Annotated in this window: 6 protein-coding genes; 4 read left to right on the forward strand and 2 right to left on the reverse strand. The window is 31.3% G+C overall.

Annotation, left to right across the window (positions count from 1 at the left end; genetic code table 11):
- The first annotated feature begins 22 nt into the window (after positions 1-22).
- Positions 23-847, forward strand: coding sequence for an oxygen-dependent coproporphyrinogen oxidase (gene hemF, locus WOVOC_RS00630; RefSeq protein ID WP_025263996.1), 825 nt, complete (start codon positions 23-25; stop codon positions 845-847).
- 1293 nt (positions 848-2140) lie between these two features.
- On the opposite strand, the gene pyrF is transcribed toward hemF, so the two are convergent.
- Positions 2141-2818: an orotidine-5'-phosphate decarboxylase gene (gene pyrF / locus WOVOC_RS00640; protein WP_025263997.1), complete on the reverse strand. Its 678-nt coding sequence runs from the start codon at positions 2816-2818 to the stop codon at positions 2141-2143.
- 2849 nt (positions 2819-5667) lie between these two features.
- Complete coding sequence (locus WOVOC_RS00660; RefSeq protein WP_025263998.1) at positions 5668-8208, reverse strand: valine--tRNA ligase; 2541 nt, start codon at positions 8206-8208, stop codon at positions 5668-5670.
- A gap of 146 nt (positions 8209-8354) precedes the next feature.
- Here WOVOC_RS00660 and WOVOC_RS00665 point away from each other — a divergent pair, with 146 nt between their 5' ends.
- The 3 genes from WOVOC_RS00665 (at position 8355) to pheT (ending at position 14046) form a co-directional block, all read left to right on the forward strand.
- On the forward strand, positions 8355-8888 hold the full coding sequence (locus WOVOC_RS00665) for a hypothetical protein (protein ID WP_025263999.1): 534 nt from the start codon (positions 8355-8357) through the stop codon (positions 8886-8888).
- Positions 8889-10375: 1487 nt separating this feature from the next.
- On the forward strand, positions 10376-11488 hold the full coding sequence (locus WOVOC_RS00675; protein ID WP_025264000.1) for a D-alanyl-D-alanine carboxypeptidase family protein: 1113 nt from the start codon (positions 10376-10378) through the stop codon (positions 11486-11488).
- 176 nt (positions 11489-11664) lie between these two features.
- Positions 11665-14046 (forward strand): phenylalanine--tRNA ligase subunit beta, encoded by a 2382-nt coding sequence (pheT, locus tag WOVOC_RS00680; protein WP_025264001.1) that lies wholly within the window; start codon positions 11665-11667, stop codon positions 14044-14046.
- The last annotated feature ends 1176 nt before the right edge of the window (positions 14047-15222 follow it).

A 15222-nucleotide genomic window follows, 5' to 3' on the forward strand; every position in this document is an offset into this window, starting at 1 on the left:
TTGGCACTATTGGTAAAACGTTATGAAAGAACAAAAAATGCAAGCTTTTAAGTGGTTCTGTGTGCTAAGAGATAAAATTGTAAAATCTTTCTTGTTGGTTGAAGAACGGTTATTTACAAATCCGAAGGTTAAAAAAAGAAAATGGAATCGTCCAGGTGGTGGAGGTGGTGAATCTATAATTGTTTACGGTAGTGTTTTTGAGAAAGTAGGAGTAAATGTTTCAAAGGTATATGGAAAGTTTACAGATTCGATTATAAATGAAATTCCTGGTGCAAATGAAAGTAATGGAAAGTTTTGGGCGAGTGGCATATCTTTAGTGTCTCACATGCAGTCCCCTCTTGTTCCTGCGGCACATATGAATACAAGACTAATATATACATCAAAGCGGTGGTTCGGTGGAGGAATGGATTTTACTCCGACGTATAAAGATAGCGAAGATTATCGGTATGTTCATGAGTCAATTAAGAAAACATGTGATGAGTTTGATACTGCATATTATCCAAAGTTCAAAGAACAATGTGACAACTACTTTTTCTTACAACATAGAAAAGAACCACGTGGTATTGGTGGAATTTTTTATGATAATCTTGATTCTGGTAGCTGGGAGAGTGATTTCAAATTTATAAAAGCAATAGGCGAAACCTTTTTAAAAATTTATTTGCATATCATACATCAGCATATGCAAAAACCTTGGACGAAGGAGCAGCGGGAGGATCAATTGATAAAACGTGGTAGGTATGTAGAGTTCAATTTGCTTTATGATCGTGGTACAAGGTTTGGTTTAATGACTGATGGTGATCCAGATGCAATTATGATGTCAATGCCACCTCTAGTTAAGTGGTTATAGGGGTTACAGACTAAATAACGTGATATTACTGGCAGTTTCTGACGATAAACGATATTATTTCAGTGTGTATGACATTGGAACGTACAGGAGAAAATACGAGGGTTAAAAGGTATAGAAGTAAGGCATTTCTGAAGATGTGCTACAGAAGTTTTTAATTCTTTGTTTAAGATTGTAACCTTCAACTGTTTGATAGCTGTAGTGTTCACAACTTCTCCATTGATGCGTTTAATGGTAAAAAACTTTATATAAGGTTTATTATTCATGTAAGGGTCTTTCAGTACTTTATCCTCCTTTGTTCAGTGTAGGTAGCATGTTGGTAGATTGATATGTTGGTACTTTTATTAAGGTATCTTTAGCTTCAAGCAATAAGCTTAGGTCAAAAATGTTGGCTTATGAGATTTTAGTAGTTTAATGTTTTTTAATTTACTTCTGTTTATCGAAAGTGATTTATTTTTTGGAATGATATTCATCCAAGGAATAATACAAACATTATTTATTCACTTTCAATGAAGGCTTTATTTTCTTTCTTACTAAAAGTCTCAGAATCTTTTCCACTACCAGCTCTCAACATTAACAAATGCATTTTGCTAAGTAGCTTTTTAGTATTTAAGGATAAGCGTGTAACTTATAAGTTATAGTAGAAACTTTTTGAATCTTAGGTGTATTTATGTTTTTTATAAAATCATATTTAAATTTAGTACTGTAATCTTTGTCATCTACTGTTTCACTACTTCAACCTACATTAGCAGCATAGTCTTACAGTTTTCTATAATGTAATCCAATGTTTCATAAAGGTTCTTTGATTAGAAAATACTGTCGTATCGGAGGCGAATTGCTTATACGTTTATATATTTGACAATATTGAGAATTTTGTTTGAAAACCACTTTCCACTTTCTTGTAGATATAATCAGGAAGATATTTATTACTTATGCTAAAATCTATACTTCCTTCTGGATATTGAGCTACAGTTTCTATCGAATTCAAGCGTTCTTTGCAATTGTTGATATTACTATTTGTTTTATATAATTGTTCAATTATTGTAGAATCAACGTACCCTTTGCTCTTAATTTCTTTAAGTCTGCGAGATCATTTATCATTTTAAGTTACTCTTATGATACAAACTGATTCATTAACGGAGTGAGTAACATCAGTGAGTGGCTACTCTTCAAGCAGCATTACACATTATGTATAATACTTAACTAAGTTCAACGAGAAAAAACATAAAAACAATAACATTGTACAATATCTGTTTGTTCGTATTAAGCACTTTTTTAAAAATTTTTCAGGCTCAATCAAGTCAATGATTTTAGTATTAATTCTACACTATTTGTAGGACTGCCACTCTTTGTGATGGGTCTACCAATTATAATATAATCGGCTCCTGAATCTATCGCTTCTTTTGGTGTTGCTGTTCTTTTTTGGTCATCATGGTTGGGATCTATGCGAATTCCTGGAGTAATAATTTTAAAGCCTTTGCCGCACTCTTTACGCACTTCCTGAGCTTCTATTGCAGAGCAGACTATTCCATGTAGACCAATTTTTTTTGCAAGCTTTGCCAATAAAATTACCTGTGATTTTGTCCTTCTTGCTATTCCAAGCTTACTTAGATCTTTGTTACTCATGCTAGTTAATACGGTTACCCCAATCAGTTCTATTTTTGTGTCTTTCACTACGTTTAAAGCTTCCTTTAGCATTTTTGTTCCACCGCTGACATGTAATGTCAATATTTCAACACCCAAAGCTTTTATTGCTTCAACCGTTTTAGTTACAGTGTTTGGAATGTCGTATAATTTCAGATCTAAAAAAATTGGTACGTTACATTTTGCAACTTTTTTCACTCCAGAAGGACCATGGGCAGCGAAAAACTCTAATCCAAGTTTTATCATACCAACTTTATCGCGTAGAACATTAATCAAATATATAGCCTCATTTAAATCTTGCGTGTCTAGCGCACACACTATTGGATTCATTACATGTCTTTTTAGATAATTCTTTTGTAATTTATAAAATAATTATTGTATTTTGCAACTCTTTTACCTTAGGAAAATCATAAAACCTACAAGGTACTAGCTAGATCTAATTAAAGTTCTATATATAGTTTAATCTACGATACTATGTAAATCATTTTAGTAGATCCAACCGGGTAAACACTTTCTACTATATATTTTGAGATCTTTTACAGATTAAGCTTTATTTAGCAAATATTGAACAACTTCTTTTAACAAGACCTTATTTCTTGAATTACTTGTATAATATTATCTTTTTAGCATTACATCAGCCTTTCAACTTTTTTTTTACTGATTCCTCTACCTGCTTAGCATATATTCTATTATCTGTTGCGCAAAACGCATCTCTTTTTTTAATAAATTTTCTCACGTTGGCTTCTTTCAGAAAATTTATCTAAAAATGAATCTTCTGAATCTTTTTCCTTACTACTGTAACATTTCTTTCTTCCATAGGTCTTAATAGACTGACTTTTGAGGAAATTATTTGCATCATTTGATTCTTTAAATTTCTTTTCTGTCTCTTTAGATAGATTAAAATTTTCTTAGTTGAGTTTTACAACTTTACGTTGTAGTTATCTAATTCTTCTTCCTTGCTAATTCTTTATTTTTTTAGTTTTTTATACTCTTAATATTGCTTATTTTACTTTTCAGTTCTGCTATGTATTCATTTTTTGGCTATTGCTACTTTCTGCTTCTTGTAACTGTTGCAATGTAACCCTTTTATTTCTTGTTTATAGGAAGCCATTCATTATCTTTTCTATTCGTCTACCACACTCTATATAATTCAGCTATACAATTCGTTTTTACCTTCTAATTTTTATTTTAAAGATTCTTTTTCTTGAGAAAGATTATTCTTTTCAGCTTCAGTTGGAATTGCTTTTTCATCTAATCTTTTTGCTCTCTTGGTTAAATCTTACTTCTCTTGTGCTGATCAATGTAATTGAGTATTTAATTTCTTCACTTGTTCATTTATAGATTTTTTATCTTCTTTCTTTAAAGAATCATTTTATTTTCCAATTCCTTGCTTTTATTGAGTAAATTTACTTCTCTCAACTTATATTTTCTTACTGTTATTAATTATTTTATATGAAGTGCAAGTATCAGCAAGAATCAGAAGGAGAGGCACATTAGAAGCAAGCGTTAAGGATGAAATTAATGTAAGAGGAGCTAAAAATAACTATAAGGTAAGAAGATGTATTGGCTTTTTGAAACAAGTTACTCATTACTCTTTGCTTGAAGAGAAAAATATTTATTGTATGTATAATACTGCACTATGCTGTTTTCAGTTGTAAGCTTCTTTTACTGCACGTATAGAGTATTACGGTATTCAAGTTACAATATTTGTTGTCACCTTTCCTGAAGGCAATGAGATAGAATTTGTTAATATTTCTAATTAGGACTTTTTTTGATCTTGTTACCCTAAATTTTTCTTTATTCTCCTTTTTTGTCTCTTTTTGGAGGCTTTTACTTCATTTTATAATTTAGATACATTTCGGGAGATTTTCCAGAGAGTCTTCCTAGTTTTTGTGATGTGGATGATATGTAAGTGATCTAGTTTTAGTAATTGTTTATCAGCAAGCTTGTTTTTATCTATCCCTTTAAACTTTAGTAAAGTATTTACTATTTACCTCCAAGAAGATAAGGTTGGTTTAACTCTTTTTACATTCTAGATTAATCAACTCTTAATCTGTAGATGTTTAACTTTGTTATTTTCCAAAGCAGAGTTGTTTTTCTATCATTTCTAATATTCGTTACTCAAAATTTTTTCTGCTGTTTACCAACTTGTTGGTATTGTTTTATCACTTTCTTATCTCTTTTTTCTTTTTGATGTAAATTATGTTTTAAATTGTTGATTTCATTACTAAGCTTTTTTCTCTTGTAATAGTTTTTCTTTCTTTTCAGATAATCTCTCTGCCTTTCATGTTTTATCACTTAAAACTTCTTGTGCTTTTTAAGTCCTCTTCTAAAGAGGAAATTTTATTCTCTTTTTCTCAGCAGCACTTTAACTTTCTAATTTTTACGCTTTTTTTCTTTTAATTAAACTTTCTTTTCTGATGTATTATCAACTTAGAGTAGAAACTATCGTGCTCATATTCTGATCTGCTTAATTTATCTCTCATCTTATGTAATTCCATACATTTGTTTTCGTAAATTATTTTTTCCTCTTTTAATCTTCCATTTTTATCAAGTAACTCTTGGTGCTCAAGAGAAAAAAATGTATTTTTCTTGTACTTTAACTGATCTTTTTCTTTCTTTTCTAACTCTGTATTTTTACTATATAACTCTCTTTCATCGGAGCATCTATTTGGCTTTTTAATTTCCTAATTTCACTATTTTTATTACTTAACTTTTTTAGAATATTATCTAATTCTTGTTATGTATTGACTTTCTGCTTCTTCAATTAATTTAGTTTATAATTTAATCTTTTAATTTCACTTTCTAAATTCTGCTTCTTTTGTTGCAATCTATTTAATTGATTAATTTTCTCTATCTGTTTGTTTATAACTTCCTTAGCTTCTTTTCCTAAAGTTATCTTGCACCAACCTCTACTGCTCTCTTAATCTTCATTTTCTTATTGTTACCAATTAACTTATATGGAAGTGAAAGCACCAAAATAGAAAGCATAGGTAAACCCAAGGCAACAGAAAAATTATGTTAAAGGATGTTAATCGATGTTAAAGTAGTAAAAAACCTGGTGTAGGATATGGCGAGTTAACCTGTTATATAAATTTTTCATTGTCATTTCCTTACACATACAAGACTAGTTGTAGTAGAATGAGCATGAAAGAAGTCGAGATTACTTTATATAAGAATCAATATAAATTTGCTTTTACGATAAATCTTCTATTTTCAGTTTCAAATCCTAGTTGTATATCCTTACTCCATTGTATCACTTCAGCATTACATACTGTTTGCAAATCGTTCTGTGCAGATCGGTTCAACTTATCCTCCTGTAAGTTAGTTTTTATCATCAATTTCTTTATCGGATGCTTCACTGATACATTGTTATCTGCTTTTATTTCTCTCACAAGGTTTAATATCTGTACGAAATTATTTCCCATTTTTTCAGAATGTTTATCATAAATAAGTTCTTTTTTGTTTGGCCAATTGCTTTGGGTATGTACGGAATTGTAGCTATACAACTGGTAGTATATTTCTTCTGTGATGTATGGCAAAAAAGGTGCAAATAACCGCAAAATAATATTTAATGCATATGCTAAACTTTGTTTCGCACTTAAGCTTGCCTTATTGCTAACCATATCGCCATATGCACGTTTTTTCACCAGCTCTAAGTAATTATCACAAAAATCCTCCCAGAAAAATTCCTCTACTGCATTTAAAGCTTCGCAGTACTTGAACTGTAATAGGTTACTTGTTGCTTTTTCTATAATTTTATATAGCTTAGACAATATCCACTTGTCCATTACCTCACTGACGGAGTTTATATTCATAGCTTGGTGCTTCTCCATGAATATGGAAACAAATTTACTTGCATTCCAAAGTTTTGTAACGAGGCGCTTACCGATTCTAAATATATTCTCAGAGTAGACTGTATCAGTTCCAAGTCTTGAATTTGCTGCCCAGTAACGTACTACATCAGCTCCATAGGTATCAAGTATTATATGAGGAGTGATAACATTACCTTTTGATTTACTCATCTTTTTTTTGTTATCAGCTAAACACCAGCCGCTGATCATAATATTTTTCCACGGCAGTGAATTTGCATGATAGTGTGCTTTCAAAATCGTATAAAATGCCCAAGTTCTTATTATTTCATGACTTTGACTGTGCAGATCTGCAGGAAATATCTTGTCGTATCGATGACCTGGCAAGTGAAACTCATTGTTTACTGCTAGTGCATTTAACTGGGGAGTAATTGCACTTGTGGACCAGGTATCCATGACATCTTGATCTGAAAAAACCTCTTCTTTACTATACCCTTTTGGCAAATCTTTGAGTGGATCCATTGGTAAGTCCTTTACTTCAGCTAAAATAATTTTACCTTCTTCGCCTTTACGTTTTGAATACCACACTGGGAATGGCACGCCAAAATAACGCTGTCTTGAAATACACCAATCCCAATTCAATCCTTCTATCCACACTTCCATGCGTTTACGCATAGTGTTTGGATACCAATTGCATTCTTTTACTTTATCCAATATTTGAGCTTTTTGATCTAAAATCTTGATGAACCATTGATAGGTGGGCAATATCTCAAGCGGTGCACCAGATCTTTCTGCACACTTTACAGAATGAAATATATTAGTGCTTTCTGTCAAAAGCCCCTTTTTAGTTAGAATCTCAATTATTCTCCTTCTTGCTCCTTTGACCTTTAGTCCATTTACTTCATTATAGATTTCAGTATCGTACGTGATATCCTCCTTTGTCATCCAAGTAGTCCTTTCCTCTATTATTCTAGTACCTTGATATTGGGATATATTATTATGATACACTGAACCTAAATTTACTCTTCCATCCTGATCAATGATGATTTTCATCGGTAAGTTGTACTTCTGCTGCCAGTATATATCAAGTTCATCACCAAATGTACAGCACATAACAAGTCCGGTACCTTTGTCTATTTTTACCTTATCATCAGCTATTATTGGAATTTTTACTCCTGTTATTGGTGTTACAGCTATTTTCCCAATTAAATGAGTGTAGCGTATATCCTCTGGGTGGCAGAAAACTGCAACGCATGCTAGAAGTAGCTCAGGCCGTGTTGTTGTAATCTTAATTTGCTCATTTTTCTCAGTGAAAAAAACTATTGTATTTAGGGATGACTTGAAGACTTTATTTTCTATTTCTGCTTGTGCAATTGCCGTTTTATCAACCGGATCCCAAATAATGGGTTGCATTTTTCTATATACATACCCTTTATTGTATAGATCAATAAACGACATTTGGGAAAGTGCTACAGTTTCTTTGCTGATTGTGTGATATTCTAAACTCCAGTCATAACTAATGCCCACTGATTTAAATAATTCTTTGAATTCTTGCTTTGACTTTTCAATAACTTCGCAGCACATCTCTATAAATTTCTCTCTACCAACTTCTTTTGCACTAGTCTTATAGGTTTGTTCTACCAATCTTTCAGTAGGAAGTCCATTATCGTCAAACCCAATTGGATAAAATACATCTTTTCCAAGCATACGCTGAAACCTTGAAATAAAGTCTGTATGACAATAACTGAATATATGTCCGATATGCAATTTCCCTGATATCGTTGGCGGGGGTGTATCTATAGTAAAAGTGTTATTCTTTTCACCGTTCCATTGATAAATTTGACTTACTTCCCATAATGTATTGTATTTGGCTTCAATTTCTTTAAAACTGTATTTTTCTTCTAGCATAAATATTTCTTAGTCTTAAGCTATAAGTTAACATAGTTATGGCAGTTTTACGCTAAAATTTTGCAAGTATCTTGTGATAAGTATTACTTGACATTAAATTTTGAAGTTATTATACTGTTTTAAGTATTATTTAATTGAGGTTTATTATGCCATTAGAACAGGAAATACAGAGAGTATTAGAGGGGAAAGATATTAAAGAGAGGCAAACTACTCAAGTAGCACAAATAGTTCTAGCAGATAAGGCGATAAAAACAGCTGTTAGAAGTGAACTAAAACAAGATCAAAACCTAAAAGGTGAAGCTAGAAATGAACTATTAGGTAGAACAAAACAAAAGGTAAATGATCTTAAGCAGCTAGAAGCAAGCTTAGAAGTTCAAAAGGATACAGTTCAACAGTCAAAGAAGAATACAGAATTAGAAGCTAAAAGTAAATTCATTAAGCAATCAAAAGCTTCGATGTATACTGCTTCTGTTTGCTCTGGTCTCGTTGCTGGATTAGCAGTGTTTACTGCTCTTGGACGTACAGTTAGATTAGATATGTGGGTAGTGGTTAGTATAGTAGTAGCATCTACATTAGCGGTTAGTGGTGTGACATATTTTGTACTTGAACCTAGTACTCAAGCGAGTGAAACACAATCACAAAAGATAAATAAAGAGGGCTATTATAAAGTGTTATCTTAATATAGTTTTGTTAAGTTAAGCTCAAGATTATATAGTTTCTTACTTCTAAAAATGGTTTTTACTGTATTTTTGGCTCTGTAAACAACAATAAAGATATTCTTGTTTGTTTTCTCAATGGTATATTGAGCCTTGCTAGTGTTGATTAGATAAAAGATGTTACTTTTTTTCTCAGTTCCACCCAAGATTCTATTATTGCTTCTTAAAAGTAGAGAATAGTTTAATCTTTTCTGTACTGATTCTAGTGTAATCTAGCTATAATAATTAAGGTGTAAGTTACTAAAACTACAAGGCTTTGAAAAATATGCTTAGTGTTGTGTTGCGAAAGCTTATCTAAGTTAAGCTCATAATAGTGAGCAATATCAAGATCTTAAGATGGGATGGTTATTTATGCTATTGTTCGACTTGTCTTATTTTCTAATAAGAGCTGGCTTGTAAAACTAATACACACATTGCCTTTGGTGAGGTTTACTTACTATGATTAAATGGTTACTTTTTAAGTATAGTTAAAATAACTTTGTTTTTTAAGCACATCAATGAAATTAGCGAGAAGGAGATTTCTAAAAAATAATAAGAGGTGGTGTAATGATTGGTAAAATTTATGTGTTAAATTAATGCTATTGGAGTAGAGAAAACATTTTGCTTATAGTCAAACTAAGAATTGATCAAGAATTTAATGAAAATTAAACTTAGTAAAGAAGAAGATAGGAAAAAAGTAGAGAAGAAGAAAAGATTGGCTACAGAAACAATGCTGAACTAATAGCATTGATATCAACACTGTTGTTAAGTTTTACTGATCTTTCCATCAGTGGAATCAAAAAGTTAAAGGGTTGAATTGAATGGCATAATGTGTTTGCTTTTAATTTTTATATTCCTTCATTTGTTTAACATGATCTATATTATTAGTTATATAATGTATTTAATTTTTTATGTAGTGTTTTTTTTGAAAAGTTTTGCTGTCTTCTAACCGGAATTTCTTCATTTCTTATCATTTTTCTATATGTTGCTAGTAGTAGCTAACATAGCTTCAGATTCCGCAATTACATGACTTATTGCAGTAAAACTATGCCAATAAATGCTCTATTATATACTATGCATGTGTGTAGTACGCAAAAGTATTATACTATTTATTATCTTATATCACTGTATGCCAAAGTTATATTGTCACATGAGTTTCTATTTACATGAATTACGGTGCTGTCTTAAATATTTATTTCATCACTTATTTTGTTAGCCTAACACCTCTTCTGATTGCTCAACTAAACTAGACCGTTTGTTTGTATCTCTTTCTATTTCAACTTTGTCTTTATAACATGTAGACCATCTGCGATAGGAGCACTTTTATTTATCTTTGATTCATAGTTTTTGTTGAATTTTAAAATGTTTGAGCCTATAATATTACACTACAGCAAATTCCAGTATATGTATGCAATTTTATTGAAATGTCCGCATAATTGTACTATTAATTAGTACACTATAAGCTTAAGATTATGAACTTATTGGGTAAATTAGCAATTTTGCTGTTAGTCTTTTCATTTCCTTTTTCTTCATATTCATATCAATTTAGAACTAAAGCAAAACAAGCAGTGATTTTGGATTTAGCATCAGATTTGTTTATTTTTGAGCATAACTCTGATGAAAAAATGGCACCATCTTCAATGAGCAAATTAATGACTTTATATATAGCTTTTGCTTATTTGAAAGCTGGGATAATGAATATGGAAGATAAATTTCAAGTAAGTAGGAAAGCGTGGGAAAGGAAAGGCTCTTCTATGTTTTTAAGAGAAGGTCAGTTTGTTACAGTAAAAGAATTACTCGAAGGAATCATAATAGTTTCAGGTAATGATGCTTGTATAACACTAGCTGAAGGCATTGCTGGATCAGAGGAGAATTTTGTGATTGAAATGAATGAGATCGCACAAAAACTTGGTTTAAATAATAGTCACTTTGTCAACTCAAGTGGGTGGCCGGATGAAGCTCATTTTATGAGCGCGAGAGACTTAGTAGTATTAGCAAAGAGAATTTTCACTGATTTTCCTGAGTATTATGATTTGTTTTCTGAACAATATCTAATGTACAATGATGTTTTGCAAAGAAATAAAAATCTTTTACTTTTTCATGGAATCGGGGTTGATGGGTTAAAAACTGGTTATACGAGTGCTGGTGCGTATGGAATTGTAGCATCTGCAAAACAAAATGATAGGAGAGTTTTTGTTGTCGTGAATGGGTTGAGTACTGGAAAAGAGAGGATAGAAGAAGCAAAAAGACTGATTCAATATTCTTTAGACCATTTTTATACTAAAAAAATATTCGCTAAAGATGATGTAGTTGAGGAAGTAAATGTCCTATATGGAAAAGATAGGAAAGTGCCTATCACGGTTGCAAGAGACGTTATCATAACCTATAGTCGTAATTTGCATGACAAAATTAAAGTGCACATTGAGTATAAAGATATGATACCTGCTCCAATTAAAAAAGGGCAAGAAGTAGGTAAGATTTTCATAAAAATACCAGGTATCGAGCAGCAAACTACACCACTTTATACAGTAAATGATGTACAGGAATTAAACTATATAGAAAAATTTTTTAGAATTTTATTTTAAAGCTTAAGAAGTATGAAAATGTATAAGGCGTAAAATTTTTCCTATATAATATATGAACTACTTTTTTATTGAAAAAATGAGAAAGACATAAGTTGTCAGAAAAAAGAATTAAGAATCATAAGTTTTAAAACCACTTGATTTTATATTACAATAGCTTTTTTGTTTCTTTTTACATGATGAAATTTACGTTGTCTTGGTTACTGGAATATTTAAAAACCAGTGCTGGTTTAGAAGAAATTGTTAATAAGTTAACCTATATAGGATTGGAAGTAGAAGATGTGATTAATAGTGCCAAGTTAGCTGAGTTTGCTATTGAAAAAGTGTCAGAAGTCGTGCCTCATCTAGATACTAATAAATTAAAGTTATGTAAAATAGATGATAACAGTAAAGTTCTGCAGATAGTTTGCAGAAGAAAAAATGTTAGAGAAGGTATGAGAACTATGTTCACACCTTTTGGTAGTCCATTGCCGGAAGATGATTTTATGGCCGGATCTGCAAAAATACGAGGAATGTCAAGTGAAGAGATGTTCTGTTCTGCTTCTGAACGTGCGCTGATTCAAGGAGAAATTGAAGAAATAACTGAGGTTTCTGATGATTATAAAGTAGGAGATAAATTTTTCGATTGCAGCCCTGTTATTGATATAAATGTTACTCCAAATCGTGGAGATTGTCTAAGTGTTTATGGAATAGCACGTGATTTGGCAGCAACTGGAATAGGAACATTAAGAGCTTTAACTCACTTTGATGTCATTCCAGGACATGGAGATGAAATCCAAGATAAACCTCAGTTTCTAACTACCTTAATGAAAGGGAATTCTTCTATATATGTTAAGGTCACTGATGGGGAGAGCTTTATTAGTGGAATACATATTGTCAATGTAAAAAATAGAGAGAGCCCAAAATGGCTAAAAGATAGGTTGCAATCGATAGGGATGCATTCTGTTTCTATAATAGTTGATATTGCTAATTACATCATGATGTCTTTTGGTCGCCCAATACATGTATATGATGCGAAAAAGATAGAGGGAGAACTCGTGGTACGCAAAGCAAACAGTGAAGAGAAATTTACTGGTTTAAATGGTAAAGAATATTTATTAAATAAAGACATAAGTGTTATTGCTGATAGTAAAAATATTCATGCAATTGCTGGGATTATAGGTGGTAAATGTAGTGAATGTACTCTTGAAACTACTGATATCTTTTTAGAATCTGCTTGGTTTGATCCTATTTCTATCGCTAAATCTTCAAGGCAGTTGGGCATCTCTACAGACTCAAGTTACAGATTTGCACGTTCAGTTGATCATAAATTTGATGGACTAAGCTTTGCAATTCAGATGGTTTTAGATTTGTGTGGTGGAGAGATGTCAAGTGTGGTATCTGCCGGTAGATTAGATAAGGTTGATACCAAAGTGAACTTTGATTATCGAGATGTAAATAAATTTGGAGGTGTATCTGCATCACCTGATGAGATATTTGATATCTTGACAAAACTTGGGTTTAGTATTGATAAGAGAACTGGAAGTAATTGGAATGTACAAGTACCAAGCTGGAGGTCAGATGTTGCCATACCTGCTGATCTGATTGAGGAAGTAGTGAGAATATATGGCTATGATAAAATAAAGGAAGAACCATTAACAAGTAACGCTATGATAGAAACCAATGTGCAAGATGGCTTGCGTATTTTAATGGTGAGTAGAGGATTTCATGAAGTGCTCACTTGGTCATTTATGAGTAAATCAACAGCTGAAAAATTTGGTTACTCGAATAAGTTAGTTACTATCGATAATCCATTTAATAATAACTTTAATATAATGAGACCAAGTATTATGCCGAATTTATTGCAAGTTACTGCAGATAATATTGCCCATGGGACATCTGATCTTGCGATTTTTGAAATTGGGCCAGTTTATGATAGTCTCGATTATCCTAAGCATGTTTTAAGTGAAATTAGGTCAGGAAATAATTTGCCGCGGAACCATTATAATTCCGACAGAAAGGTAGATATTTTTGATGCAAAGGCTGATTTAATAGTAGCTTTAGAATTTTTTAATGTCAATTGTGATAGCTTGACTATAGAAAAAGTAGGAAAAGAATATTACCATCCAGGAAAGTCAGGCACTTTTTCTTTTGAAGGTAAAATATTGGGTTATTTTGGAGAGTTACACCCTAATGTATTAGATCTTTTTGGTATCAAACAAAAAGTTGTGGGTTTTGAGATGGTACTAGAAAATATTAATAATATACCTATAAATAAAAAAAAGTTTACTGATTATAAGTATCAAAGTGTAAAGCGCGATTTTGCATTTATTATAAATAAAGATATAGCAGCAGGTAATATAGTCAATATGATAAAAAAAAGCTCAGAGCTCATTACAGAAGTTTATATATTCGATATATACCATGGAAATAATATGGAGCCGAATAAGCTATCTATAGCATTATCAGTTACTTTTTGCTCTTCAACTCACACTTTAACCGAAGAAGAAATTCAAAAGGAATCAGGTGCTATAGTTAATTTAGTATATGAAAATACCGGGGGAGTTTTAAGGTGCAGCTAAAGTCTATTTTAGGGAGATAATTTAGTAAAAATGATAGGAGATTTTTTAAAGAGGATATTAGTTAATAAAGTCTATAAAAACTAACAATTACAAACTATTACTAGTAATTATTCAACCATATTCTCAAGTATTACAGCCTTTAACTTTACGATTACGAGTACAACTAAGAACAGTTACCGTATTCCACGTAATTATTCTATATGGTAACAACTTTTTTTATTTAAAAAATTAAAATGTTATATTCTAACTGAATAATAAACTTCGATAAAACTCATGATAGGTTCAGGAATCTAGCATATCTCTCGGTAAATAAATTTTAAAGTATCTTTATTGGCTTGGTTAAAGTGAAAAAATAACCTGTTTAAGAACTAACAAGTAGTTAATGCAAGAAGCAATTGAAAATTTAAGAAGAAGGGCGGCGATGGTTAAACTTACTTACCTGATGTAGCATCGGGAATGCTGAATTGATTAGGCATAAAGAGATTAACTATGGGTAAATGCTTAGTCTGTTATAAAGAAAATATAGTTATTAGAAAGGTTTTTAAATCTTTCTAAAAGAATTGAATTAGAGGGACTATTAAAAGGACGTTTTACAGTTATAACTCAATTAAAATCTTAGTGAATCATTACGCTGTAAGCTTGAAAAGTGTTGTAGAGTATAAGTAGGTAATTATAATAGGACATAGGAGTACATTCTTTTTTGAGTATCTTTCTTGGTAGAAGAAATAATACCTAATATGATAAATCCAGTTGTTTATAATGAGTAACTCGAGCTTTTTTAGGAAAGCGTGCAGTAAACTATGTTGCATAGATTTGTGATAACTAGACATAGAAAAATGCAAAGGTAAAAGTTTTGCTTAACTTTATGTTAAATGCTAGTATAGCTTAGTATTATTATAGAGGCTTGGTAGTAAAAGTGAAATTTGAAATGTCAGAAGAAAATAGCAAGAGCCTTATCTAGAGTGAAATGGATTACTGGTGTTGGTCAAAACTATCTTGTGTTACTGAATAGTAATACTAATTTAACTAATTTTAAAAAATTAATAAACGCTTTTTACTTACTCTAATCATTGTAATCACTGTTGTAACAGCATCATCTCTTGGTTTCACTATGCATTATTCTAAATTATCTAAAGGGTTTCTACTAGGGTGCTTGTCTATAATTACAGTTGCTGT

It is taken from the genome of Wolbachia endosymbiont of Onchocerca volvulus str. Cameroon, assembly GCF_000530755.1.
GTDB lineage: Bacteria > Pseudomonadota > Alphaproteobacteria > Rickettsiales > Anaplasmataceae > Wolbachia.